A 22,064-nucleotide genomic window follows, 5' to 3' on the forward strand; every position below is an offset into this window, starting at 1 on the left:
CTGGTACGCCAACGGGCCATGGACGCCCAGCTCGACCCCTGGCCGACGGCGCCGTCAATCACCGGGCGGACTCAGGTGGTTGACGGCGCCGTGGTCCTTTGACAGAGGCCGAGACCAACGCCGCAGCTTCGCCGGCGAGGAGTCAACCGGGCGATGGGCAGTCCCTCGCGGGCCAACGGTGAGCCGGTTCCGCTGAACACGGCCTTCAGCGGGGCCCCTTCACCTTGCCGACAACCTTCTTCGCCGCGGCGCTCGCCACGAAGCGGCCAGTCAAGGCAGAACGGCCACCGGTCTTGATCACCGACTTGCCACCCCCTTTGTGAGTTTTCACCTCAGCGGACTTCTTTCGACCGGATGCCACCGGCTCCCCGGTCAGCTTGCCGTAACGCTGGCGCGCCGCCTCGCCACTGGTGCCGACCGCCGAGCCCACAGCGGCCCAGGACATGCCGGCCGCGCGGGCTGCGACGACCGACTGGCCGACTTCGCTCTCAGCGATAGAGCGGCGTAGGGCAGCGGCGCGCAAGGCGCTCTCCTCGGCAGAGATGGCCGGTTCGGTGGTGTCGTTCTCGAGTTGGTCGGCCATCGCCTCGGACAGTCGAACGATCTGGTCGTAGCTGCGTGGCATCTCAGATCACCCCTCCTCGGAGGTACTTGCGTCGGGCGTTCATGGCGTGGACGACGATTTGGCGACCGGTCTCGTCGAGGTCGAACCCGATCTCCAGCATCGTGACGCCGTTGCGGGCGGGGCCGACGGCGACGGTCAAATTCCAGTCGCCCTGGTTGGGGAAGCTGTCCATGGTGTTGCGCAGCGCGTGCAACATGTCCTCGTCGGCGACCCCGTGCCTGCGGGCGCTGCCGAGGATCGCCGGCTCCATGCGGTACAAGTTACCTTGCACGACGAGCACGTCAAGTTACCTTGCGGGCCTACCGCAGAGGGAACCGCGATGGCGGCTGATCGGCGCGTCGCCGGCTGACAGATCGGTGAGCTCGCCGCGCGGTGTCCCTGATGCCGCCCTGTGGGACGCCGCGGCGGGTCGCCCTGAGCGGCCCACCTAGGGACACCCACGCAAGACTCGGGCGAGCAACTCCCCGCCATCACATCTAGGTTCTGCGACATGCCAAGGCGGGGCTTGATCAACGACGTGACCACCAACGTGGGCTACCAACTGCTTCTAGCCGTGCTCGTCGTCCTCACCGCCGGGCTGCTAGTTCGTGAACTCCTCGCCAACGACCGATCCGCCCTCGACATCGTGCTGAGGGCTGCCGCCCTCGCCTGCTGGCTCACGCTCCTTGCAGCCGGGGTGATCGGCCGTCGTCGCCAGCGTCGAGGGCGCGATCAGGTCAGCCGAGGGGCGGTGGGCCAGTAGCCGAACCGGACGCTCCGCCGTCTCTGAAGCCGCCCTCAGGGACAGCCTCAACGGCGTCCAACGTGGTGCGCATCCGAGCCTCACTCGGACGAGTGTCGGCGTCGCGTCGTGCTCCCACCCTTCTTGCGGCGAAGATCTTGGGTGGGCCGATCAGCCATCGACGGTTGAGCCGCCACCCGGTCGCGGCGACGAACGTCGCCCTGCCGCGTGGGTCTGTCCACTTCTGTTCGCCGGCGAGGGCGAGGCTGAGTTCCTTGCCCTCGACCCCGGTGCAGGCGCCTTGATTTCGTCACGGCAAGGAGGACCAACCGGCCGCGGTCGTGCTCGCCGGATAACTCCCCCGGTTCCGCTCCGGCATGACCTGCACGTTCACCGCTGTGCACACCGTTCAGCGGGTCTGCTCCCCGAAGATGCCCGGCGAGCCGATGCGGGTGCAGCCCAGCCGCGCCAAGAAGCCGGCCGGCGAGGACGCCTGATCGCCGTGACATCGGTGGTTGCCTGCCCGGCCACGACTGCGTCGTGTGCTCACCGGGACGGGGCGACCGGTGAGCGGCCGCGTGCGGCAACCCACCTCAGGCCCGGAGTGCGCGGCCTCAGGCGCCCCGAGACGAGCCCGGATCCGGTGGTCCATGTCGGATGCGCAGCCCACGGAAGCCCCCGCGCGCCCGGACCGTTCGGGCCGGACGGCTGCCGAAAGGATCGTTGACACCCTGCAGCAGGCGTGGCTAGCTTCGAGCCCGTGTCCGGCGGTGCGGCCAGCCACTGAGGGCGGAGCTGATCCATGCGGGACCGAAGCCTCGCGAGCCGTCGATGAAGGCGGTCGTCTGCGCCCCGGATGCCCCCGAGGGCACCGCGGTCACCGACGTCCCCGACCCCGCGCCGGAGCCCGGCGAGGTGGTGGTCGAGGTCAACGCCTGCGGCCTGTGCGGCAGCGACGTGCACGCGATCGAACACGGCCGGACGGTCGAGGGTCAGATCCTGGGTCACGAGTTCGGTGGCCACGTGGTCGAGGTGGGTCCGGAAGCGCGCGGATGGCGAGTGGGGCAAGCCGTGGCCGTCAACCCCCTGGGAGCGTGCGGCCGGTGCCGCGCGTGCCGCAAGGAGTTGCCCTTCCGCTGCACCGCCGCACCCAACCTCGGCATCACCGCGCCCGGCGGATACGCCGAGTACGTGGCCGTGCCCGCCGACCAACTCGTCGCCATGCCCGACGGAGCCCCCGTGGAGTGGGGCGCCCACGCCGAGCCGCTCGCCGTGGCGTTGCGCGCCGTCGCGCTGGCCGCTGTGGGCCCTGCCGACAGCGTGCTGGTGTACGGGGTGGGCGCAATCGGCCTGAACGCGATCTTCGCCTTGCGGGCGGCGGGGGTCGAGTCCGTGGTCGGTGCGGGACGCTCCCCCGGACGTCGCCACGCCGCTGCGGCAGCCGGTGCCGACATCGTCCTGGACACCCGCGCGGTCAGTGTCCGCGAGCACGTCGCCCGCACCGGCCGGCGGTTCGACGCAGTCTTGGAGTGCTCGGCGGCCGAGGGCGCGGTCGAGGAGTCGATGGACGTGCTGGCGCCCGGCGGCACGTGCGTGGTCGTGGCGCTGACCAGCGCGGCCGCGAAGGTCCCGCTGGGCCCACTCGTCGGCGAGGGCCTGGGCCTCGTCGGCAGCTGCGCGTTCCGCCCGATCGACTTCACTGCGGCGGTCGCCCACGTGACCAGCGGGCGCCTACCGGTTGCGGATCTGATCAGCGAGCGCGTCGGACTGCAGGAGACGCCTGATGCGCTGGTCCGGCTCCGGCGACCCGGCGACCTCGTGCGGGTGCTGACCGTCCCCGGCGCCGACTCCCGGGGGCCTGACCCGGCCGGCTGACCGCCGGAGGTCGGGCGTCCAGCGCCGACCGGAGTTCGGCACGGGGGCGGACACGACCCGGCCGTCCGCCCGCATCACCAGCAGTGAGGAGTCCGAGAACATGGACCACTCCACCGGACGGGGGGCCTTCGTCACCGGCGCGGATCCTTCCACGGAGTCCATGGCGGTCCGTCGTGAGAGCGTGCAGTCACCCGCGCCAGGGCACCGTGCTGGACATCTGGTTTCGTCACACCGGACCGCCGCGCCAAGAAGCCGGCCTGGAGTGCGGCTCCGCCGCGGCGATGACTTCCACCAGGGTGGCGCGTCCTCACCTACCTCGGCCGCGCCCGGGGCGGGTGTCTCTGCCGACCTGAGGCCGACACGGAAGAGGTGGTCATGCGGAACGTCGTCCTGCACCTGTCGATGTCCTTGGACGGTCTCGTCGGCAGCGACCGTGAGCGCGGGGTCGCGATCCCCGTGGGCGATGAGTTGGAGCTGGAGCTGGAGCGGGTCGGCTCAGCCGGTGCGCACCCCATGGGTCGCGTCAGCTACCAGGCGATGTCGTCGTAGTGGCCGCAGTCGCAGGATCAGCACGCCGCGCCGATGAACGACGTCCCCGACGTGGTGTCCTCGAGGACGCTGAGCGACGCCGAGGTCACCTGGCCGGTGACCCGGGCCGCGTTCGTCGAGGTGCTCCAGCCAGGGGACCCGTCATGAGGACCCTGCACGTGGGCCTGCGGGTCGCCGACCTGGACAGCTCGATCGCGTTCTACACCTCCCTCGGCTACGAGGTGCTCGGCCAGGTCCCTGCCACCGAGCTCGGCACCTTGGCGATGCTGAAGCTCCCCGGCGACGAGTTCGTGTCCCTCGAACTCGTCCACGACCCGGACAACGGGCGGGTCGGGCCCGGGGGCCTCAGCCATCTGGTGATCCACGTCGAGGACGTGCACGCGACGGTCGCGCGTGTGGCTGCACGGGGGATCCCGACGGAGGAGCCCGCATCACCCGACGGTTCCGCGGACTCCTGGACGGCATGGGTCACCGACCCGGACGGTCACCGCATCGAGTTCGTCCAGTGGCCCCGACGGGCACCCCGACGGCATGACCATCTCCGACCTGGCGGATCCCGGGCAGGACCGATGACCACGTCCCAGCCGCGCAGCGCCAAGGACGTGGTCGCGGAGTTGTTCCGACGGCAGAAGGCAGGCGACGACACGGTCCTCGACGACCTCGTGGCTCCCGACATGATCAACCACGCCGCTGGCCCCCAGGGCCGCGAGGGTCTGCGGACGATCCTGCGCACCATCGAGGTGGACCTCGGGCCGACCGGACTCGAGCAGCACCACCTCATCGGCGAGGGTGACCTCGTCGTCCAGCACGTGACGCTGCACGGCACCCACCGGGCGTCCACCATGCCGCTGCTCGCCGACGTGCCGGTCTCCGGTCGACCGGCTGTGTGGACGTTCATCCACATCTGGCGGGTCGTCGACGGGATGCTCGTCGAGCACTGGGCCTGTCGCGACGACATGGGTCTGGTCGAGCAACTCCGGCCGTCGTGATCGCGGACCGGCTCACCGTTGGTGTCGTGACGCCGCACGCGGCAGCGGGACCCGAGATCGAGCTGCCCGCCATGACAGCCGGTCGTGTCGTCGCGGTGGTGTCCCGGACGAACCCGCCACCGGCGGCGTCGCCGGCGCCGTCGAGGGACGTGCCAGCCGCTCACGCCGAGTTGCGCGCCTCGACCGAGGTCGCCGCGATCGACCGCGCCGCTGCCACCCTGAGGGGCAGGACGCTCGACGCGGTCGTCCACGCGTCGACGACCTCCGGCTACGTCCTCGGTCACCGGGACGAGGCCGCCGCTGTCGCACGCCTCTCGCGACGCTTCGGGGTCCCCGCCGTTGCCAGCTGCGCGGCAGCCGTGGCGGCGCTGCGGACGCACGGGATCGGGCGGGTGCAGCTGGTGCACCCGCCCTGGTTCGACGACGAGTTCGACGCGCTCGGCGACGCGTACTTCCGCAGCCAGGGCTTCGACGCCGTGGTGACCAGAGCGGTGGGTCTTCCCGATGACCCGGCCCGCGTGAGACCTCAGCACGTCATCGACTGGGTCGAGCACCACGTCGAGATCCAGGGCGAGGCCATCTACCTCGCTGGCAACGGGTTCCGCGCCGCGGGAGCGGTGGGAGAACTGGAGCTGCGCACGGGTCGGCTCGTCATCGAGGCCAACCAGGCGCTGCTGTGGGCAGTCCTGACGGCGACGAGCGCGGGGTGGGACGTCACCGGCTACGGCCGGCTGCTCCGGACGAGCACCTCGACGACGTAGGACGGTGACCTGGGCCGCCACACGATCCGGCGGCCACCTCCCTGAGCGGCCCGCTCCGGGCAGGGCGTCAGACGCCGGGCGGGCCGCCGAAGGTGACGTCCACCGCCCTGGCCATGGCGTTGACCAGGAGCTCCTGGTACTTCGCGACCATCGCCACGGTGCTCACGGTGGCCAGGCCGCCGAGCGCAGCCCAGCCCGAGACGTCGCCGCGCTCGAGGTCGTCGGCCCGCGCCCGGGCGGCGGCGCTGAGTCGGGCGCTCGTACGGCGGATCGATGCGCGCAACGCTTCTCCTTCGTCCTGGCCGCTCGCCCACGTCGGCGACGGTCGCGGGACGGACGGTAGGCAGCTCGACGCCCCCCGATCAGGTGTTCCACCCGCTCGTGTGGCCGCTTTCCCACCACGGAGCGTCACGTCGCGCCGATCGGGTGACAGACCCCCGCATCGCCCCGCGCACCGGCGGTTACGCACGGTCACGGGCGGCGACCGGGCTCCGACCGACAGCGACCCCCACCCGCGGACGGGTGGGGGTCGCTGTCGGTGCCGGAGCTGAGAGGCTCAGCCCTGGTAGTTCACGTGCACGTTGTCCATGTGGTTCGCCGTCTTACCGCCCCGGTCCTCCATCTGCTTCCAGGAGCCGGTCGGCGAGGTGAGGATCTTCTGCTCCCAGATGATGTACTCCAGACCCAGCTCGTCCCAGTTGGCGAGGTTGTAGGCGACGATCGCATCGCCGAGGGCGGCGTCGCTGGCCACGATGTAGTCCACCGCCAGCCCCGACGGGTGGCCAGCCGGGTCCACCGCGCTGGCACGGGTGCCGCCGAGGGTGATGCCATCGGCGCCGGGCACGTTGCTGACGACCGCATCGGCGCCGGCCTGCGCCTGCGGCTTGACAGGGCCGGCACTGTTGGTGATCTTCGCCTGCGTGGTGCTGGACGCGATCGTGTACGTCGTCACGGCAGCCGGCGCCGCGGTAGCCGGCGCGGCGGCGGCCGGCGCGGATCCGGAGGTCGCCAGCACCTGACCCGGGACGAGCACGTTCGGGTTGCCGCCGATGACGCCGACGTTGCGCTCGTACAGCGCCCGCCACGGCTCACCGTGGGCGGCGGCGATCTTCGCCAGGGTGTCGCCACGGACGACGGTGTAGCTGCCCGCCGCGGCCGGTGCCGCGACCGGCGCAGCCGCCTGGACGGGCGCGGCAGCGGGAGCCGGCGCCGCGGTGGCGGCCGCGGCCGTCGTGCCGTCGGTCAGCCGCTTGCCGCAGGTCGGCCAGGCGCCGATGCCCTGGCCGGCGAGGACCTTCTCGGCGATCTGGACCTGCTCGGCCGGGGTGGCCAGGTCGGCGCGGGGCGCGAGGCTGGTGCCCCCGTACCCGGCCCACGTCGACTGGCTGAACTGCAGGCCGCCGTAGTAGCCGTTGCCGGTGTTGATGTCCCAGTCGCCGCCGGACTCGCACTGGGCGACGCCGGTCCAGTCGTGGGTGGTGGCGGCCGAGGCCGCCGGGGTGCTCAGGACGCTGAGTCCGACGACGGTCGCCCCTGCGGCGACGGGAACGCCGGCGAGCGCGTGCTTGGTGCGGACATAGCGGGGTGCGCGGTGCTTGGCCATGGTGATCTGATCTCCGATCACCGCCTGCGGGGTCAGCTGTCGGGTTCGGGCGATCGGTGCCCGGCCGCGGTCCGCGGCTTCACCCCGAGGCGCACTGCCGGAGGCATGTGCGCCGAGTTCGTGGGTCCCCCACCCCTGCCCTGGGTTCTGATGAGGCAGCCGGTGGGCAGAGCTCGGCGGTCCGGCGCCACGCTCACGTGTTGGGTGAGCGCGACAAGAAGTTATGAGTCGACTTGTCGATTGTCGTCGTGATGCGCGTCACATTTGAACTTTCAACGGCGTTTCCGCTGGTCCGCCCGCAGACCCGGGAACCTGTGAGCCGAGCCTCCTCGGCGCGTCCGGACGGCGTGTCGGGTGATCATGCAACGCCTCCGGGCACCGCCGCCGACCCGCGCAGGGACGCCAGCAGGTGGGCGAACGCCCGGTCGACGCGGTCGGTGTCACCGGTGGCGTCGAGGTCCATGATCAGCCCGCGGACGACGGCGAGGACGAGCGTCGCGAGCTCCGGACGCCCGAGCGTGCGGAGCCCGTCCTCGAGCGGCGCGAGCCAGTCCGTCGTCGCCTCCCGCCGGAACCCGGGCCACAGCCGCTCCTCCGCGTCCTCGCGCAACCGCCCGAACAGGTCGAGGTACCCCCGCCCCTGCGGCCCGGTCATGCCGGCCCAGGCGCGGCCCAGCGTCGCCAGGTAGTCCTCGCCCTGCCGCACCCGGAGCAGCTCCTCGAAGTACTCGCGCTGACGGGCCCGCGCCCGCCGCAGCACCTCGCGGAGCAGCGCCTCCTTGGTGCCGAAGTGGTACAGCAGCATCCGGGTCGAGGTGCCGGAGGCGACGGCGAACGACTCGAGCCGGTCGGGCAGGCCGCTGGCCAGCGCGTGGTCGGTGCACGCGTCCAGCAGACGCTCGGCGATCTCCGGCTGGCGGTTGCGTCCCACTACGGGATCTTTTCGCGTAACGCGCGGTACGTCTAGCGTTCGGGAGGACCGGTCGCCCGTCCCGAGGAGGTCCCGATGCGAGTGGTGTTCGTGCACGGAGCGTGTGTCCGCGACGGCGCGTGGTGGTGGCACCGCACCGCCGAGCTCCTGGCGCAGCGCGGGGTCGCCAGCGTGGCGCCCGGCCTGCCCAGCTGCGGGGAGACCGGCTCGACCCCGGGTCACGACGGCCCAGGGCTCGGCGAGGACGTCGACTCCGTCGCTGCCGTCCTGCGCGGCAGCGACGAGCCGACCGTCGTCGTGGCGCACAGCTACGGCGGGATCGTGACCGCGGAGGCCGCGGCCGGGGTCGACGCGGTGCGGCACCTGCTGCTGGTCTCCAGCTACCTGCCCGAGGTCGGCGAGAGCCTGTCCTCCTTCGGGCCCGCGGAGCCGGCGCCCTTCCTCGACGTCGACCTGCCGGCCGGGACGTTCGGCGTCCGTCCGGAGCTCCTCGCCGACACCTTCCTGCAGGACTGCCCCGACGTGGCCGGCGACGCCGGCAGCCGGCTGGCCCGGCAGAGCCTGTCGGTCCTCGGCCAGCCGGTGGCGACCGCGGCGTGGCGGCACGTGCCCTCGACCTACCTGGTCTGCGCGCAGGACAGGGGGACGCCGGCGGCGGCGCAGCGCGGCTTCGCCCGGCGCGCGGGCGCGGTCGTCGAGCTCGACGCGGGGCACCACCCGTTCCTCTCCCAGCCGCAGGCCGTCGCCGACCTGCTGCTGGGCCTGCCGACCTGACCGACGTCAGCGGCTCGCTGCGGCCACCTGGGTGGCCTCCTGGCGCTGCCGGTGCAGCCGCAGCCGGTGGCGGCGGGCCTCCGGCGAGTGGACGACGGTGACCGGGCAGGTGGCGTGCGTCGCGCACTGGATGCTCGTCGAGCCGAGCAGCATGGTGTGGAAGCCGCCGTGCCCGCGGCTGCCCACGACCAGCAGGTCCGCGCCGTGCGACTCGCGGACCAGCACGTCCGCCGGCGCGCCGACCTCCGCGCGGACCTGCACGTCGGGCAGCGCGCCGGCCTGCTCGCGCACGACCTCGTCGACCACCGCCTGGGCCTTGTCCCGGTACTGCTTGCCCAGGCTCTCCTGGAACCGCCTGCCCTCGACCGGGCCGAGCCCGACGTACTCCCCCTGCCAGTCCGGCAGCCGGTAGGCGATCACCGCCACCACCGGCACCCCGCGCCGGGCGGCGTCCTCGAGCCCGAACCGCAGCGCGGCCTTCGAGCCGGCCGAGCCGTCGACCGCCACCACCACCCGGGGCCCGCGCGAGGCCTCGGGTCCGGCCGCGGGCACGTCCACGTACAGCGACTCCTCCTCGTCGTGCACCACGCCACCTCCTGGGTTCCCGGCTACCGGGGATGGTCCTCCGGCCGGACGGGCCCCACCAGGGCCCGCTGCGCGGCGCTCACGTGCCCGGCGCGGTCTCCTCGGGACGCCGGGTCGCGTCGCCGCTGAGGTGCTCGGCGAAGAACGCCTCGATCCGCGCCCAGGCGTCGGCCGCGGCCACCGGGTCGGGCTGGAACTTGAGCACCCGGCGCAGCAGCGGGCGCAGCACCCGGGGCCCGGGGTCGGCGTCGTCGAGGAAGCCGTGCCCGGCCGTCGGGTACTCCTTGACGTCGTGCCGCACGCCCAGCCGGGTCAGCACCCCCTCCAGCTCTGCCGCGGTCCCGCGCAGCGCCGGGTCGCGGGCGCCGTAGCTCGCCACGACCGGGCAGGCGCCGGCCAGGGCGGTGTCCGGGTCCTCGGGCAGCCGGGCGTAGTTGGCCGAGGAGACGTCGAAGCGCGGTGCGGTCAGCAGCGCGAAGCCGCCGCCCATGCAGAACCCGAGGACGCCGATCCGCCCGGTGCAGTCCGGCCGCGACATCAGGTGGGTGCGGGCGGCCTCGACGTCGACGAACGGCCGCCCGGACCCGGCGGCGACGGCGCGCATCGTCGGCACCAGGCAGCGGCGCGCCCCGCCGGCGGTGAAGAGGTCCGGCATCAGGGAGAGGTAGCCCGCGGCGGCCGTCCGCTGCACCTGCCGGCGCATGACGTCGTCGATGCCGAACAGCTCGTGCACCAGCACCACGCCCGGCCAGGGTCCCGGTCCGGCCGGGACGCCGAGCACGCCGCGCAGCCGCGGCGTCCCGCCGGCCCCGCTGGTCAGCTCGATGTCCTCCAGCCGCGGACCGTGGGGATCGGTCATGGTCCCGCCTCCCTGTGCCTGCTCGCGCCGCGGAGTGCAGCGATGCTGGCAGAGCCCCGGCCGCGTGTCACCCGCACGGCGCGCAGCAGGGGGTGGGCAGCAGGGGCCCGGGTGTGCGTGGATGCACCCGGCTCCCTCGGGAGGCGGACGCGACGCGGGGGGACGCGGTGAGAGCACTCGTCGTCGGTGGTGGGGTCGCCGGACCGGTCGCCGCCATGGCCCTGCAGCAGGCGGGCATCGGCGCCACCGTCCACGAGGCGCACCCGGCGCCCGCCGGCGACGTCGGGGCGTGGCTGGGGGTCCAGGTCAACGGCCTGGACGCGCTGCGGGCGATCGGCGCCGACCGGGTGGTCCGCGAGGTCGGCTTCCCGACGCCGGTGATCGCGTTCCGCAGCGGCACCGGCAGACGGCTGGGCGAGCTCCCGACCGGACGCGCGGGCGACGTCGGGGTGTCGGTGCAGCGCTCCGAGCTGTACCGGGCGCTGCACGCCGAGGCGCTGCGCCGGGGCATCGAGGTGCGCTACGGCTCCCGGCTGGTCGACGTCCGGAGCACCCCCGACGGCGTGACCGCCACCTTCGCCGACGGCAGCACCGCCTCGGCCGACCTGCTGATCGGGGCCGACGGCGTCCGCTCCTCGGTGCGCGCGCTGCTCGACCCCGGGGCGGCGCCGCCGCGCTACGTCCCGGTGCTCAACACCGCCGGCTACTCGGCGCACACGCCCCCCGGCGCCGAGGTCGGCCGGCTGACGATGGTCATGGGCCGGCGGTCGTTCTTCGGCTGGCTCCCGGCACCGGACGGCCGGACCTGGTGGTTCGCCAACCCGCCCGCGCGGCAGGAGCCTGCGGACGGCGCGGTCGCCACGCGGTCGGACGGTGAGTGGCGCGCGCTGCTGCGCGACCTGCACGCAGCAGACCGGTCACCGGCGCTCGCCCTCGTCGACGCGACCCCGCACGAGCTGCGGGGGTGGACGACCCACGACGTCCCGTTCGTGCGCCGCTGGCACGACGGGCAGCGCGTGGTGCTCGTCGGGGACGCCGCGCACGCCACCTCGCCGGCCGCGGGCCAGGGGTCCTCGCTGGCCGTGGAGGACGCCGTCGTCCTCGCCCGCTGCCTGCGCGACCTGCCGCTCCCCGAGGCGCTGGCGGCCTACGAGCGCGCCCGGCGGGACCGGACCCAGCGGGTCGTCGCCCAGGGCTTCCGCACCAGCAGCGCGAAGTCGCCGCCGGCGGTGGGGCGCGTCGTCCGCGACCTGGTCATGCCCGTGGTGCTCCGGCACCGCGACCCGCGCGCCTGGGTCCGCGACCACCACGTCGACTGGGACGCCCCCACCGGCGGGGCGCCGGGCTGAGCACCGGGCGGCCGGCCGTCAGCCCCGCCGGCCGCCGAGCGGGTCGCGCTCCTCGTCGGCCGGCCCGCGCGGGGCCGGCGGGGTCACGTGCGCCTCCGCGGCCGACGCGGTGGGCACCAGCTCGCGCTCGGCCGCCGGTGGCAGCGGGCGCTCGTCCTTCAAGGGGGAGGGCTCGACGCGGAGCACCTTCGCCAGGCCGGCGGGCAGCCACCAGTTCCACTTGCCGAGCAGGCTCACCAGCGCCGGCACCAGCAGGGCCCGCACCAGGGTGGCGTCGATCAGGATGCCCACGCCCAGCGCCGTCCCGAGGACCTTGATGTCGGTGCCCGGCGAGGACGCCAGCGCGGCGAAGGAGAAGAACAGGATGAGCGCCGCGGACGTGACCAGCCGGCCGGTGCGCCCGATCCCGGTGACCACCGCGTCCGGGGTGTTGCCGGTGTCGTCGTACTCCTCCCGCATCCGGGCCAGGATGAACACCTCGTAGTCCATCGACAGGCCGAACAGGAACGCGAAGATGATCACCGGCAGCCAGAAGGTGATCGCACCGGTCGCCGGGATGCCGAACAGCGCCTCGGAGCCGTGGCCCTCCTGCCAGAACCAGGTCACCGCACCGAACACCGCGGCCAGCGAGACCAGGTTGAGCACGACCGCCTTGATCGGCAGCAGCAGCGACCGGAAGGTGCGCACCAGCAGCACGAAGGTGATCACCGCGATGAGGGCCAGCACGTAGGGGAAGTTCTCGTACACCGCGGAGAAGTAGTCCTGCACGATCGCGCCGGTGCCCGCGATGCCGACGCTGCCGTCGGTGGCGCCCTCGACGGCCGAGCGCACGTCGTTGACCACCTCGATGCTGTCGCCGTCGACCGTCTCGCTCACCGGGACGACGTCGATCACCGTGGTGCCGCCCTGGCTGCCGCCGAGGACGGCCATCCGCACGTCGTCGACGTCGCCGGCCGCGGCGACCGCCGCAGCGGCCTGGTCGTCGGGCACGAGCACCTCGATGGGGGTCAGGACGCCGTCCCCGACACCACCGTCCTCCAGCGTCTGCAGCGCGTCGTAGGGCGGCCCGCTGCTGGCCAGCGACTCGCTGTTCGCCTGGCCGATCTTGAGCCCGAACACCGGCACGATGACCAGCGCGAGCAGCAGCACGGCGACCCCGGTGGCGATCCACCGCCGGCGCACGATGAGCCGCGCCCAGGCGGTCCAGCCGCGCGCGGCGACCGCGTCGTGCCGGATCCGCGGCCAGTCGACCCGCGGCCCGACCTTGGACAGCAGGGCCGGCAGCAGGGTGAGCACCACGGCCACGCTGACCAGCGGGATGAGCATGCCGCCCAGCCCCATGCTCCGCAGGAAGGGCACCGGCACGAGGATGAGGGCGAGCAGGCTGATCGCGACCGTCACGCCGGAGGCCAGCACCGCATGGCCTGCGGTCTTCACCGCGACGACCACGGCCTCGTCGTTGCTGCGGCCGTGCGCCCGTTCCTCGCGCCAGCGGGAGACCAGCAGCAGCGAGTAGTCGATGGCCACGCCCAGCCCCACCAGCGCGATGAGGAACTGCACGACGAAGCTCACGTCGGTCAGGTAGGTCAGGCCGAGGACCAGCAGGAACGTCGTCAGGATCGACACGGCGGCGATCAGCAGCGGGACGAACGCCAGGAACGACGCGAAGACGAACAGCAGGACGGCGAGGGCACCGACGGCGCCGAACAGGGTCTCCACCAGCACGCTGGGGCCCTCGGTCTCCCCGCCGGCCGACAGCAGCACGTACGACGTCAGCCCGGTGTCCAGCCCGGCCGCCGCGGCCGCCTGCTCGAAGGCGGGCTGCACCTGGGCCTCGATGCCCGGCCCGAAGCCCTCGGGCATCGGCCCCTGGACCAGCGCGAAGGCGCTCTGCCCGTCGTCGGTGACGAAGCGGTCGTCCCCGGTGCTGGCCTGGTCGACGACCCGGGCCGTCGGGACGGCGGCCCGCACCGCGTCGAACACCCCGGCGATGTCGGCCTCCCGGTCCGCCACGGTGCTGCCCTCGGGCACGGTCAGCACCGGCACGAGGGTGTCCGCCGTGCTCGCGCCGAACGTCGCGATCAACTGCTCCTCGGCCTCGTAGCCGGGCTGGCCGGGCAGCGAGAAGTCGAAGGACAGCCGGTCGGTGACGGTGCCGGCGACCGCGCCGCCGGCGACCATGGTCACCAGCCAGCCGAGGACGACGACCATGCGGTGGCGCAGGACGAACCGGGCGAGGGACTCCACGAATTTGCTCCCTGGGCAGCCGCGAGCGGGTCTGGTCGTTCGGTGCAGCCCCGTTGGCGGGCGACGCTAGCGGCGGCGGGCGGCCCGTGGGGCGGTCGGACCCGCGCGGTCCCGTTCTCCCCGGCGCGCTCGGCGTGTCGTCCCCCGCGTGCCCCGACTGCAGGAGGGTTCCGGCTGCGCAGCGCGCGGGCCAGGATGCCGGGGCATGAAGTACGTGATGAGCTACCGCGCGGTCGAGGACTTCATGCCGCTGGCCCTGCAGCACGGCCCGGCGCACGTGGCCCGGCTGCACGAGTTCCGCGACCGGGGCCTTCTGCTCATGGTGGGCACCTTCGACGAGCCGATGAACGGCGACGCGATGGGCGTCTTCACCACCCGCGAGGCGGCGGAGGAGTTCATCGCCGGCGACCCCTTCGTGCTGGGCGGCGTGGTCGCCAGCCACTCGGTGCGCCCGTGGAACGAGGTCCTACACCCGGGGTGACCTGCGAGCATCGCCGCATGACGACCCCCGCCGCACCGCCGTTCGAGCCGTGGCCGGCCCTTCCGCTGGACCAGTGGCAGGACACCCGGGACACCCTGCACCTGTGGACCCAGGTGGTCGGCAAGGTCCGGCTGGCGCTCGCGCCCGCCGCCAACCACTGGTGGCACGTCCCGCTCTACGTCGACGCGCGCGGCCTGACCACCTCGCTGATGCCCTACCGGGGCCGCGGCCTGGAGGTCGTGTTCGACCTGACCTCGCACGAGCTGCAGCTGCTCACCACCCTCGGCGAGCGGCGGCGGATGAGCCTGGAGCCCCGCAGCGTCGCCGACTTCACCGCCGAGTTCCGCAGCCACCTGCGGGAGCTCGACGTCGACGTGCCGATCCACCCGGTGCCGGTCGAGGTCGCCGAGGCGATCCCGTTCGACGAGGACACCGAGCACGCCAGCTACGACCCGGACGCCGTCCACCGCTTCTGGACGTCGCTGGTGAGCGCCCAGCGGGTGCTGAGCCGGTTCCGCGGCGAGTTCCGCGGCAAGGCCAGCCCGGTGCACTTCTTCTGGGGCGCCTTCGACCTCGCGGTCACCCGCTTCTCCGGCCGGCCGGCGCCGCGGCACCCCGGCGGGGTGCCGCACTGCCCCGACCGGGTCATGGTCGAGGCCTACAGCGACGAGGTGTCCAGCTGCGGCTACTGGCCCGGTGGCGCCGCGGAGGGTGCCTTCTACGCCTACGCCTACCCCGAACCGGCCGGGTACCGGACCAGCCCGGTCTCCCCCGGGACGGCGACCTTCGACGAGGCGCTCGGCGAGTTCGTGCTGCCCTACGCCGACGTCCGGCAGGCCTCCGACCCCGACGCGCACCTGCTGGAGTTCCTGACCTCCACGCACGAGGCCGCCGCCCGCACCGGGAACTGGCCCGGCGCCTGAGCCGGTCCGTCACCCCTCCGGGTGACGCGGCCGCCCGCAGACGGGGCGCAGGCTCGCGGACCGGGTAGCGGCTGCCGTTGAGGGACCGAGCGGCCCATCCGGTCGGTCCGGACGAGCGGGGAGGCAGGGCGGTGAAGGTCGCGTTCGCGGTGTACGGCCTGCTGTACGTCGTCGTCGAGGTCGTCGGGTACCAGCTGGAGCGGGTCAGCTGGCCGGAGATCACCGCCCTCGACGTCGCCACCGCGGTGACCAACGCCTTCCTGACCGTCGCCGTGCTGGTCGCCGTCCTGGTCGCGGCCGACGTGCTCGGTCACCGCTGGCGCCGGCACCGCCGGGCGCTGGCGGCGGAGCGGGCCCGGCTGGCCGCGCAGGCGTGGACCGACCCCGAGCCGCTCACCGTGCAGGCGTGGCGCCCCGAGCCGCTGGCCCTGCCCGCTGCCCCTCCCCCCGCCCCGACCGGCCCTGCCCGGACGGCCTACGCGCCGAACGCCTACTCCCGCCGGGCGTGGCCGGACCAGGCTGCCGCGGACGCCTCCGGCCGGCTGCTCTGAGCCTCTCCGACCGGCTCCCGCGCGGCTCGCGTGAGGAACTTCCTGCACCGGGTCCCCATGGACGGCCCGGAGCCGCTAGTGTTCTCTTCGTCGGGAAGGCCCTGCGCTCTGGCAGGACCCCGACGCACGACCTCAGCTAGGAGCGAGCAATGCCCGAAGGAACAGTGAAGTGGTTCAACGCAGAGAAGGGGTTTGGCTTCGCCACCCCGGACGGCGGCGGCCCGGACGTCTTCGTCCACTACTCGGCCATCCAGACCAGCGGGTACCGCTCGCTCGATGAGGGCCAGCGCATCTCGTTCGACATCGAGCAGGGCCAGAAGGGCCCGCAGGCGGCGAACGTCAACCCGGTCTGACCCTCAGACCGAGGAGCTGAACGCAGCCCTCTCGAACCACCGACAGTGCCCCCGCCCGGGAGACCGGACGGGGGCACTGTCGCGTTCGGTCTCCCGGTCAGCGCTGCCGGGGCACGTACCCGCCGATCAGCGCGGACATCAGCAGCGCCCCGTCGTCCGGGCCCAGTGCGGTCGCGGCGTCGGCCATCGCGCGCCAGCGGCCGCGCTCGACCTCGGTCATCGCCCCGGTGGCGCGTGCCTCGAGCTGCTCGAGCAGCCGCTCCCACTCCCCCTGCGGTGTCGGCCACAGCCCGGCGAGCCGGCGGGCCTCGGCGGAGATGGCGGTGAACCGGACGATCTCCCCGGCGTGGTTGGTCAGCGCCTGCGCGTACCCGGCGGTGACCAGGGCGTTGGCCGCGGAGACCACCTGCGGCTTCGGCAGGCCGCTGGCCGGGACGACCGCCCCGAGGTAGGGCGCGCTGCCGTGCGGCGGCTCGTCGATCAGCCGCGCGATCGCGCGGAGCACGGGGAGGTCACGGGTGAACCAGGTGTCGGCCAGGGGCTGCGGGGTGCTCATGGGTCCTCTCGGCGGACGGCGGCGCCACCGGGTGCGGCGCCGCGCCCACGGTACGAGCACCGCACCGGCGGTCGGTGCGGCGACGTCCGGACCGGCTCCCGCCCTGCGCTCAGCCGTGCCCACTTCGTTACCGGAGGTTGACCGCTCGTTGCTCAGCGCACTGGGAGGATCGAGGGGTCCCACCGCGCCTCGAGGAGTCCCGTGTCCCTCTCCCGCGCTCTCCGCCCCGTCGTCCTCGCCGTGACCGCCGGGGCGCTGACGACCGGCGCCCTGACCACGGCGGCCCCCGCAGCAGCCGCCCCTCCCGCGGTGGTGTCGAGCGACGCCGGCACGCCCAGCGCGACGGCCGGGCGCTCGGCCGCCGTCCGCGGGGACGCCACCGCAGCGATCAGCGACCCGGCGCCGTCGCGCGGTGACCGGGTGACGGTGACCGGCACCGGGTTCTCCGCCGACGAGAAGGTCACCGCCTCGCTGCCCTCGCGCAACCAGGGCCAGCTCGGCAGCGCGGTCGCCGACGAGGACGGCCGGGTGTCCATCCCGGTGGACGTGCCGACGACCCTGACCGACGGGGACCAGGAGGTGCTGCTCACCGGCACCTCCGGGGAGCGGGCGAGCACCGGTTTCGCGCTGCGCCCGCTGCTGGCGGACGTGCTGGACCGGCTGCTCCGGTGGTGGCCGGAGCGGACGGGCGACGCCGGCTGACGACGCCGGGTGAGCCCGCCGCGGGGTGGTGGGGCCGCCGTACCGTGGGTGCATGACCACATCCGCCTCCCAGCCCCAGGTCGTCAAGAGCGACGAGGAGTGGCGCGCCCAGCTGTCGCCGCAGGAGTACGCCGTCCTGCGCCAGGCGGGCACCGAGCGGCCGTGGACCGGTGAGTACGTCGACACGAAGACCGTCGGCACCTACTCCTGCCGGGCGTGCGGCGCCGAGCTGTTCCGCTCCGAGACCAAGTTCGACTCGCACTGCGGCTGGCCCTCGTTCTACGAGCCCTCGGCCCAGGACAACGTCGTCCTCCGTGAGGACACCGCCCACGGGATGGTCCGGACCGAGGTGCTCTGCGGCAGCTGCCACAGCCACCTGGGCCACGTCTTCGCCGACGCCCCCCAGACGCCCACCGGCGACCGCTACTGCATCAACTCCGTGAGCATCGCGCTGCACCCCAGCGAGAGCTGACGCACCTCTGAACGCCGACGGCCCGGAACTCCTCGAGTTCCGGGCCGTCGGCGTTCACTGCCTCAGGGCAGGTCGGCGACGAGCTCCGAGACGTCCTTGCGGGTGCCGGTGTAGAACGGCACCTCCTCGCGGACGTGCCGGCGGGCGCGGCTGGCCCGCAGGTCGCGCATCAGGTCGACGATGCGGTGCAGCTCGTCGGCCTCGAAGGCGAGCATCCACTCGTAGTCGCCGAGGCCGAAGCTGGCCACGGTGTTCGCCCGCACGTCGGGGTAGGGGCGGGCCTGCATGCCGTGCTCCTTGAGCATGTCGCGCCGCTCCTCGTCGGGCAGCAGGTACCACTCGTAGGAGCGCACGAACGGGTAGACGCAGACGAAGCGGCGCGGCTCCTCCTCGGCGAGGAAGGCCGGGATGTGGCTGCGGTTGAACTCCGCCGGGCGGTGCAGCGCCATCTGCGACCACACCGGCTCGAGGTGCCGGCCCAGTGCGGTGCGGCGGAAGCGGCTGTAGGCCTCCTGCAGCGCCTCGGGGGTCTCGGCGTGCCACCAGATCATCAGGTCGGCGTCGGCGCGCAGGCCCGCCACGTCGTACACCCCGCGGACGACGACGTCCTTGCCGGCCAGCTCCTCGAAGAGGGCGGTGACCTCGTCGGCGGCGGGGCCGCGCTGGTCGTCGGCGAGCGGCCGTGCCTTGAAGACCGACCACATCGTGTAGCGGATCTGGGCGTTCAGCTCGTTCGCCCGCTTGCCGATGCTGCGCTCTCCGGTCTGCTCGCTCATGCGCCCATTGTCGCGCGCCGCGCTGTGCGCCGTCCCGGGGGGCGCAGCACCAGGGCGACGCCGACCGTGGTGACGACGACCCCCGCCAGCGACAGCAGCGGCAGGCTCTCCCCGAACAGCAGGTGGGCCTCCACCGCGGTCGCCGGCGGCACCAGGAACAGCAGGCTGGACACGCCCGAGGCGCTGCCGCGGCGCAGCAGGAGGAGCAGCAGCAGCACCGCGCCGAGCGAGAGCGGCACGACCAGCCACACCAGCGCGAGGACGAACTCGGCCGTCCACTCGATCGCCATGTCCTCGGTGAGGCCGGCGACCGCGACCAGCACGAGGGCCGCGGCGGCGTACTGGACCACCGTGCCCGACAGCAGCGGGATGTCGTCCCCGTGCTGCTTCTGCCACAGCGTGCCCGCCGTCCCGCTCAGCAGCGCCACCAGGCAGGCCGCCACCCCGACCGGCGGGAGCGCGCCCTCCTCCCCCGCGGCCGCCGCCAGCCCGGGCGCGAGCACCAGCACGACGCCGCCGACGCCCAGCGCCAGCCCCAGCCACTGCACGGCGACGAGCCGCTCCCCGAGCAGCCGGCTGGCCAGCGCCGCGGTGAGCACCGGCTGCAGGCTGGTCACGACGGCCGCGACGCTGGCCGGCAAGCCGGAGTGGATCGCGAAGAAGACGCTGCCCAGGTAGCCGGCGTGCAGCAGCAGGCCCGCGACGCCGGCCCGGCCGACCTGCGCCCGGCCGGAGGGCCAGGCGGACCGCAGGCCGCCGGCGAGCGCGGCCAGCAGCGCGCCGGCCAGCGCCAGCCGCAGCGCCAGGAAGGTGAACGGCTCGGCGTACGGCAGGCCGTACTTCGCCCCGACGAAGCCGGTGCTCCACAGCAGCACGAACACCAGCGGTGCGGCGGAGAGGGCAGCGCTGCGCACCCGGGTCGGCGCGGTCACCGGAGCGCGACGACCGCCCGGCGGGCGTCCCGGATGCAGGCCGGGACGCCGACGCCGCCGTACGCCGCGCCGGCGACGGCCAGCCCGGGCACGGCGCCGACCGCCGCGCGGACCGCGGCGACCCGCTGGGGGTGCCCGACCAGGTACTGCGGCAGCCCGTCGACCCACCGGACGAGGTGGGTCTGCAGCGGCTCGGGGCGCTCGAGGTCCAGCAGCCCGGCGACGTCGGCGACCACCGCCGCGGTGAGGTCGGCGTCGTCCCGGCCGAGTGCGGCGTCGTCACCGAACCGGCCGACCGACGAGCGCACCCGCAGCGCGCCGCCCAGGTGCGGCCACTTCGACGAGGAGACGGTCACTCCCTTGACCAGCCGCCCGGTCACCGGGGGCACCAGCAGCCCCGACCCGGCCTGCACCGGCTGCTCGGGGAACGCCATCGCGACCACGGCCATCGACGCGTACGGGATCCCCTGCAGCGGCTCGACCGCGTCCGGGGCCACGTCGGCGAGCAGCCGGGCGGTCGGCGCGGCCGGGGTGGCCAGCACGACGACGTCCGCGGTCAGCGTCGGCCCGCCGTCGACGTCGAGCTCGAAGCCGCCGGCGACCCGGCGCAGCGCGCTGACCGCGGCGCCCAGCCGGACGTCGGCGCGGGCGGCGGTGGCCAGCGCGGCGGGCAGCGAGCCGATGCCGTCGCGCACGGTCACGAACACCGGCCCGTCGACGTCGCCGCGGCTGCGGGCGCCGGCGTCCCGGGCGGCGATCGCCGCTCCCAGCACGGAGGTCGACGTGGGCAGCTGGGCGGCCAGGGCGGGCATGGTGGCGGCGAGCGAGAGGTCGTCGGGGCGGCCGGCGTAGACCCCGCCGAGCAGCGGCTCGACCAGCCGGTCGACCACCTCGTCTCCGAGCCGGTCGCGGAGCAGCCGGCCCACCGAGACGTCGCCGTCCAGCCGCAGCGGGGGCAGCTCGGCCTCGGCGCGGACCCGGGCGACGCCCGCCGGGGTGAGCACGCCGTCCAGGCCGTCGGCGGTGGTCGGAACGCCCTGCAGCGTGCCGGCCGGCAGCCGGTGGCGGCCGTCGGGCAGGACGATGGAGGCCTGCGTGGTCTGCGCCGGCACCAGCTGGTCGGCCAGGCCCAGGGCCTCGATCAGCTCGACCGCCTCGGGCACCCGGGCGAGCACCGCCTCCGGCCCGGTGTCGTACCAGCGGCCGGCCAGCTCGACCCGGTCGAGCTTGCCGCCGATCCGCGGCCCGGCCTCGAGCACCACGACCTCGTCGTCGGGGTGGCTGCGGCGCCACTCCCAGGCGGCGGTCAGCCCGGTGATCCCGGCGCCGACGACGACCAGCCTCATCGCGCGCTGAGCTCGTGCACCAGCTCGACGACGTGGGTGAGGACGCCGGGGTCGGTGTCGGGCAGCACGCCGTGGCCGAGGTTGAACACGTGCCCGCGGGCGGCCCGGCCCTGCTCGACCACCCGGCGCACCTCGCGGTCGACGGTCTCCCGGTCGGCCAGCAGCACCGCGGGGTCGAGGTTGCCCTGCAGCGAGTAGCCGGGCCCCACCCGGCGGGCGGCCTCGTCCAGCGGCACCCGCCAGTCGACGCCGACGACGTCGGCGCCGGCGTCCCCGATCAGCGGCAGCAGCTCGCCGGTGCCGACGCCGAAGTGGACCTTCGGCACGTCCCGGTCACCCAGGGCGTCGAAGACGGCGCGGGAGTGCGGCAGCACCCGGGAGGCGTAGTCGGTCGCGGACAGCACCCCGGCCCAGGAGTCGAACAGCTGCACGGCGCTGGCCCCGGCGTCGACCTGCACCTGCAGGAAGGTCGCCGCGCTGACCGCCAGCCGCTCCAGCAACCGCCGCCACGCCTCGGGCTCGGCGTACATGAACGCCTTGGTCCGGGCGTGCTCCTTGGACGGGCCGCCCTCGATCAGGTAGGTGGCCAGGGTGAACGGCGCCCCGGCGAAGCCGATCAGCGGCGTGCTGCCCAGCTCGGCGACCAGCCGGCGCACCGAGGTGGCCAGGAACTCCAGCCGGTCGGGCTCCAGCGGGGGCAGCGCGTCGACGTCGGCGACCGACCGGACCGGGGAGGCGACGACCGGACCGACACCGGGCTTGATCTCGATGTCCATCCCGGCCACGACCAGCGGCAGCACGATGTCGGAGAAGAGGATCGCCGCGTCGACGCCGTGCCGGCGGACCGGCTGCAGGGTGATCTCGGTGACCAGGTCGGGGTCCTGGCAGGCCTGCAGCATCGCCGTCCCCGCGCGGAGCGCCCGGTACTCCGGGAGCGACCGGCCGGCCTGGCGCATGAACCAGACGGGCGTGCGGTCGACCGGGAGGCCGCGGGCCGCCCGGACCAGGGCGGAGTCGGCGGCCGGACCTGCTGCTGTTCCCACGACCGCCGATCCTCCCAGACGCACCGGACGGCGGCGCGGCCCGTCGGTTGCCGCGCGGGAG

At 74.1% G+C, this 22,064-nt stretch carries 26 protein-coding genes and 1 riboswitch; of the genes, 13 read left to right on the plus strand and 13 right to left on the minus strand.

The features are described 5' to 3' along the window. Nucleotides 1-205 precede the first annotated feature (205 nt). Both MODMU_RS28925 and MODMU_RS18340 read right to left on the minus strand, forming a co-directional pair. On the minus strand, nucleotides 206-625 hold the full coding sequence (locus MODMU_RS28925) for a hypothetical protein (RefSeq protein WP_014741863.1): 420 nt from the start codon (nucleotides 623-625) through the stop codon (nucleotides 206-208). 1 nt (nucleotide 626) lies between these two features. Further along, complete coding sequence (locus MODMU_RS18340; protein ID WP_014741864.1) at nucleotides 627-875, minus strand: hypothetical protein; 249 nt, start codon at nucleotides 873-875, stop codon at nucleotides 627-629. A gap of 267 nt (nucleotides 876-1,142) precedes the next feature. On the opposite strand from MODMU_RS18340, the gene MODMU_RS18345 reads away from it, so the two are divergent. The 5 genes from MODMU_RS18345 (at nucleotide 1,143) to MODMU_RS18370 (ending at nucleotide 5,520) form a co-directional block, all read left to right on the plus strand. After that, on the plus strand, nucleotides 1,143-1,367 hold the full coding sequence (locus tag MODMU_RS18345; RefSeq protein ID WP_166503538.1) for a hypothetical protein: 225 nt from the start codon (nucleotides 1,143-1,145) through the stop codon (nucleotides 1,365-1,367). 810 nt (nucleotides 1,368-2,177) lie between these two features. Beyond that, on the plus strand, nucleotides 2,178-3,221 hold the full coding sequence (locus MODMU_RS18350) for a zinc-dependent alcohol dehydrogenase (RefSeq protein ID WP_014741866.1): 1,044 nt from the start codon (nucleotides 2,178-2,180) through the stop codon (nucleotides 3,219-3,221). Between the two features lie 375 nt (nucleotides 3,222-3,596). Continuing rightward, complete coding sequence (locus tag MODMU_RS28665; protein ID WP_014741867.1) at nucleotides 3,597-3,770, plus strand: hypothetical protein; 174 nt, start codon at nucleotides 3,597-3,599, stop codon at nucleotides 3,768-3,770. Between the two features lie 143 nt (nucleotides 3,771-3,913). Continuing rightward, nucleotides 3,914-4,759 (plus strand): VOC family protein, encoded by an 846-nt coding sequence (locus MODMU_RS27870; RefSeq protein ID WP_014741868.1) that lies wholly within the window; start codon nucleotides 3,914-3,916, stop codon nucleotides 4,757-4,759. A gap of 149 nt (nucleotides 4,760-4,908) precedes the next feature. After that, nucleotides 4,909-5,520: an aspartate racemase/maleate isomerase family protein gene (locus MODMU_RS18370; protein ID WP_166503539.1), complete on the plus strand. Its 612-nt coding sequence runs from the start codon at nucleotides 4,909-4,911 to the stop codon at nucleotides 5,518-5,520. A gap of 67 nt (nucleotides 5,521-5,587) precedes the next feature. On the opposite strand, the gene MODMU_RS18375 is transcribed toward MODMU_RS18370, so the two are convergent. From MODMU_RS18375 to MODMU_RS18385, 3 genes are all read right to left on the minus strand, one after another. After that, the gene (locus MODMU_RS18375) at nucleotides 5,588-5,803 is read right to left on the minus strand and encodes a hypothetical protein (protein WP_014741870.1); all 216 of its coding nucleotides are present in this window, start codon (nucleotides 5,801-5,803) and stop codon (nucleotides 5,588-5,590) included. A gap of 273 nt (nucleotides 5,804-6,076) precedes the next feature. Further along, complete coding sequence (locus MODMU_RS29160) at nucleotides 6,077-7,123, minus strand: LysM peptidoglycan-binding domain-containing protein (RefSeq protein ID WP_014741871.1); 1,047 nt, start codon at nucleotides 7,121-7,123, stop codon at nucleotides 6,077-6,079. 9 nt (nucleotides 7,124-7,132) lie between these two features. Further along, a riboswitch (cyclic di-AMP (ydaO/yuaA leader) is annotated at nucleotides 7,133-7,281 on the minus strand. A 200-nt stretch (nucleotides 7,282-7,481) separates the two neighbouring features. Further along, complete coding sequence (locus MODMU_RS18385) at nucleotides 7,482-8,054, minus strand: TetR/AcrR family transcriptional regulator (protein ID WP_014741872.1); 573 nt, start codon at nucleotides 8,052-8,054, stop codon at nucleotides 7,482-7,484. A gap of 75 nt (nucleotides 8,055-8,129) precedes the next feature. On the opposite strand from MODMU_RS18385, the gene MODMU_RS18390 reads away from it, so the two are divergent. Then, the gene (locus MODMU_RS18390; RefSeq protein WP_014741873.1) at nucleotides 8,130-8,828 is read left to right on the plus strand and encodes an alpha/beta hydrolase; all 699 of its coding nucleotides are present in this window, start codon (nucleotides 8,130-8,132) and stop codon (nucleotides 8,826-8,828) included. 6 nt (nucleotides 8,829-8,834) lie between these two features. Here the strand turns inward: MODMU_RS18390 and MODMU_RS18395 are convergent, their stop codons facing one another. Then, on the minus strand, nucleotides 8,835-9,416 hold the full coding sequence (locus MODMU_RS18395; RefSeq protein WP_014741874.1) for a universal stress protein: 582 nt from the start codon (nucleotides 9,414-9,416) through the stop codon (nucleotides 8,835-8,837). A gap of 76 nt (nucleotides 9,417-9,492) precedes the next feature. Then, on the minus strand, nucleotides 9,493-10,272 hold the full coding sequence (locus MODMU_RS18400; RefSeq protein ID WP_014741875.1) for a dienelactone hydrolase family protein: 780 nt from the start codon (nucleotides 10,270-10,272) through the stop codon (nucleotides 9,493-9,495). Between the two features lie 167 nt (nucleotides 10,273-10,439). Here MODMU_RS18400 and MODMU_RS18405 point away from each other — a divergent pair, with 167 nt between their 5' ends. Continuing rightward, nucleotides 10,440-11,621, plus strand: coding sequence for an FAD-dependent oxidoreductase (locus tag MODMU_RS18405; RefSeq protein ID WP_014741876.1), 1,182 nt, complete (start codon nucleotides 10,440-10,442; stop codon nucleotides 11,619-11,621). Nucleotides 11,622-11,639: 18 nt separating this feature from the next. Here MODMU_RS18405 and MODMU_RS18410 read toward each other — a convergent pair whose 3' ends face one another. Continuing rightward, nucleotides 11,640-13,868, minus strand: coding sequence for an MMPL family transporter (locus tag MODMU_RS18410; RefSeq protein WP_014741877.1), 2,229 nt, complete (start codon nucleotides 13,866-13,868; stop codon nucleotides 11,640-11,642). Between the two features lie 205 nt (nucleotides 13,869-14,073). Here MODMU_RS18410 and MODMU_RS18415 point away from each other — a divergent pair, with 205 nt between their 5' ends. The 4 genes from MODMU_RS18415 (at nucleotide 14,074) to MODMU_RS18430 (ending at nucleotide 16,176) form a co-directional block, all read left to right on the plus strand. After that, nucleotides 14,074-14,349 carry a YciI family protein gene (locus MODMU_RS18415; protein WP_041795433.1) on the plus strand — a complete coding sequence of 92 codons (276 nt, stop codon included), beginning with the start codon at nucleotides 14,074-14,076 and terminating at the stop codon, nucleotides 14,347-14,349. Between the two features lie 17 nt (nucleotides 14,350-14,366). Next, nucleotides 14,367-15,272, plus strand: coding sequence for a DUF5996 family protein (locus MODMU_RS18420; RefSeq protein ID WP_014741879.1), 906 nt, complete (start codon nucleotides 14,367-14,369; stop codon nucleotides 15,270-15,272). 131 nt (nucleotides 15,273-15,403) lie between these two features. Continuing rightward, on the plus strand, nucleotides 15,404-15,823 hold the full coding sequence (locus tag MODMU_RS18425; protein ID WP_014741880.1) for a hypothetical protein: 420 nt from the start codon (nucleotides 15,404-15,406) through the stop codon (nucleotides 15,821-15,823). Between the two features lie 149 nt (nucleotides 15,824-15,972). After that, the gene (locus tag MODMU_RS18430) at nucleotides 15,973-16,176 is read left to right on the plus strand and encodes a cold-shock protein (RefSeq protein WP_014741881.1); all 204 of its coding nucleotides are present in this window, start codon (nucleotides 15,973-15,975) and stop codon (nucleotides 16,174-16,176) included. A gap of 97 nt (nucleotides 16,177-16,273) precedes the next feature. On the opposite strand, the gene MODMU_RS18435 is transcribed toward MODMU_RS18430, so the two are convergent. Then, entirely contained in the window at nucleotides 16,274-16,732 is a 459-nt protein-coding gene (locus tag MODMU_RS18435; protein WP_014741882.1) for a hypothetical protein, read from the minus strand. 201 nt (nucleotides 16,733-16,933) lie between these two features. On the opposite strand from MODMU_RS18435, the gene MODMU_RS18440 reads away from it, so the two are divergent. Both MODMU_RS18440 and msrB read left to right on the plus strand, forming a co-directional pair. Next, nucleotides 16,934-17,434, plus strand: coding sequence for a hypothetical protein (locus tag MODMU_RS18440; RefSeq protein WP_014741883.1), 501 nt, complete (start codon nucleotides 16,934-16,936; stop codon nucleotides 17,432-17,434). 52 nt (nucleotides 17,435-17,486) lie between these two features. After that, nucleotides 17,487-17,906, plus strand: a complete 420-nt coding sequence (gene msrB, locus MODMU_RS18445; protein WP_014741884.1) for a peptide-methionine (R)-S-oxide reductase MsrB — start codon at nucleotides 17,487-17,489, stop codon at nucleotides 17,904-17,906. A 62-nt stretch (nucleotides 17,907-17,968) separates the two neighbouring features. Here msrB and hemQ read toward each other — a convergent pair whose 3' ends face one another. From hemQ to hemE, 4 genes are read right to left on the minus strand one after another with little or no spacing between them, the layout of a single operon-like run. Continuing rightward, nucleotides 17,969-18,682: a hydrogen peroxide-dependent heme synthase gene (gene hemQ / locus MODMU_RS18450; RefSeq protein WP_014741885.1), complete on the minus strand. Its 714-nt coding sequence runs from the start codon at nucleotides 18,680-18,682 to the stop codon at nucleotides 17,969-17,971. Next, on the minus strand, nucleotides 18,679-19,614 hold the full coding sequence (locus MODMU_RS18455; protein WP_014741886.1) for a DMT family transporter: 936 nt from the start codon (nucleotides 19,612-19,614) through the stop codon (nucleotides 18,679-18,681). Before MODMU_RS18455 ends, hemQ begins: the two co-directional genes overlap by 4 nt. After that, on the minus strand, nucleotides 19,611-20,960 hold the full coding sequence (gene hemG, locus MODMU_RS18460) for a protoporphyrinogen oxidase (protein WP_014741887.1): 1,350 nt from the start codon (nucleotides 20,958-20,960) through the stop codon (nucleotides 19,611-19,613). The genes MODMU_RS18455 and hemG overlap by 4 nt, the downstream gene beginning before the upstream one ends. After that, nucleotides 20,957-22,003, minus strand: coding sequence for a uroporphyrinogen decarboxylase (hemE, locus tag MODMU_RS18465; protein WP_014741888.1), 1,047 nt, complete (start codon nucleotides 22,001-22,003; stop codon nucleotides 20,957-20,959). The genes hemG and hemE overlap by 4 nt, the downstream gene beginning before the upstream one ends. Between the last annotated feature and the right edge of the window lie 61 nt (nucleotides 22,004-22,064).

Origin of the sequence: Modestobacter italicus (assembly GCF_000306785.1) — a bacterium.
In the GTDB taxonomy this organism is placed as follows: domain Bacteria; phylum Actinomycetota; class Actinomycetes; order Mycobacteriales; family Geodermatophilaceae; genus Modestobacter; species Modestobacter italicus.

Coding starts and splice junctions, on each gene's coding strand:
- MODMU_RS28925 (WP_014741863.1), bottom strand. CDS start 625: ATGCCACGCAGCTACGACCAGATCGTTCGACTGTCCGAGGCGATGGCC.
- MODMU_RS18340 (WP_014741864.1), bottom strand. CDS start 875: ATGGAGCCGGCGATCCTCGGCAGCGCCCGCAGGCACGGGGTCGCCGAC.
- MODMU_RS18350 (WP_014741866.1), top strand. CDS start 2,178: ATGAAGGCGGTCGTCTGCGCCCCGGATGCCCCCGAGGGCACCGCGGTC.
- MODMU_RS28665 (WP_014741867.1), top strand. CDS start 3,597: ATGCGGAACGTCGTCCTGCACCTGTCGATGTCCTTGGACGGTCTCGTC.
- MODMU_RS27870 (WP_014741868.1), top strand. CDS start 3,914: ATGAGGACCCTGCACGTGGGCCTGCGGGTCGCCGACCTGGACAGCTCG.
- MODMU_RS29160 (WP_014741871.1), bottom strand. CDS start 7,123: ATGGCCAAGCACCGCGCACCCCGCTATGTCCGCACCAAGCACGCGCTC.
- MODMU_RS18390 (WP_014741873.1), top strand. CDS start 8,130: ATGCGAGTGGTGTTCGTGCACGGAGCGTGTGTCCGCGACGGCGCGTGG.
- MODMU_RS18400 (WP_014741875.1), bottom strand. CDS start 10,272: ATGACCGATCCCCACGGTCCGCGGCTGGAGGACATCGAGCTGACCAGC.
- MODMU_RS18415 (WP_041795433.1), top strand. CDS start 14,074: ATGAAGTACGTGATGAGCTACCGCGCGGTCGAGGACTTCATGCCGCTG.
- MODMU_RS18420 (WP_014741879.1), top strand. CDS start 14,367: ATGACGACCCCCGCCGCACCGCCGTTCGAGCCGTGGCCGGCCCTTCCG.
- MODMU_RS18430 (WP_014741881.1), top strand. CDS start 15,973: ATGCCCGAAGGAACAGTGAAGTGGTTCAACGCAGAGAAGGGGTTTGGC.
- MODMU_RS18435 (WP_014741882.1), bottom strand. CDS start 16,732: ATGAGCACCCCGCAGCCCCTGGCCGACACCTGGTTCACCCGTGACCTC.
- msrB (WP_014741884.1), top strand. CDS start 17,487: ATGACCACATCCGCCTCCCAGCCCCAGGTCGTCAAGAGCGACGAGGAG.
- hemQ (WP_014741885.1), bottom strand. CDS start 18,682: ATGAGCGAGCAGACCGGAGAGCGCAGCATCGGCAAGCGGGCGAACGAG.
- hemG (WP_014741887.1), bottom strand. CDS start 20,960: ATGAGGCTGGTCGTCGTCGGCGCCGGGATCACCGGGCTGACCGCCGCC.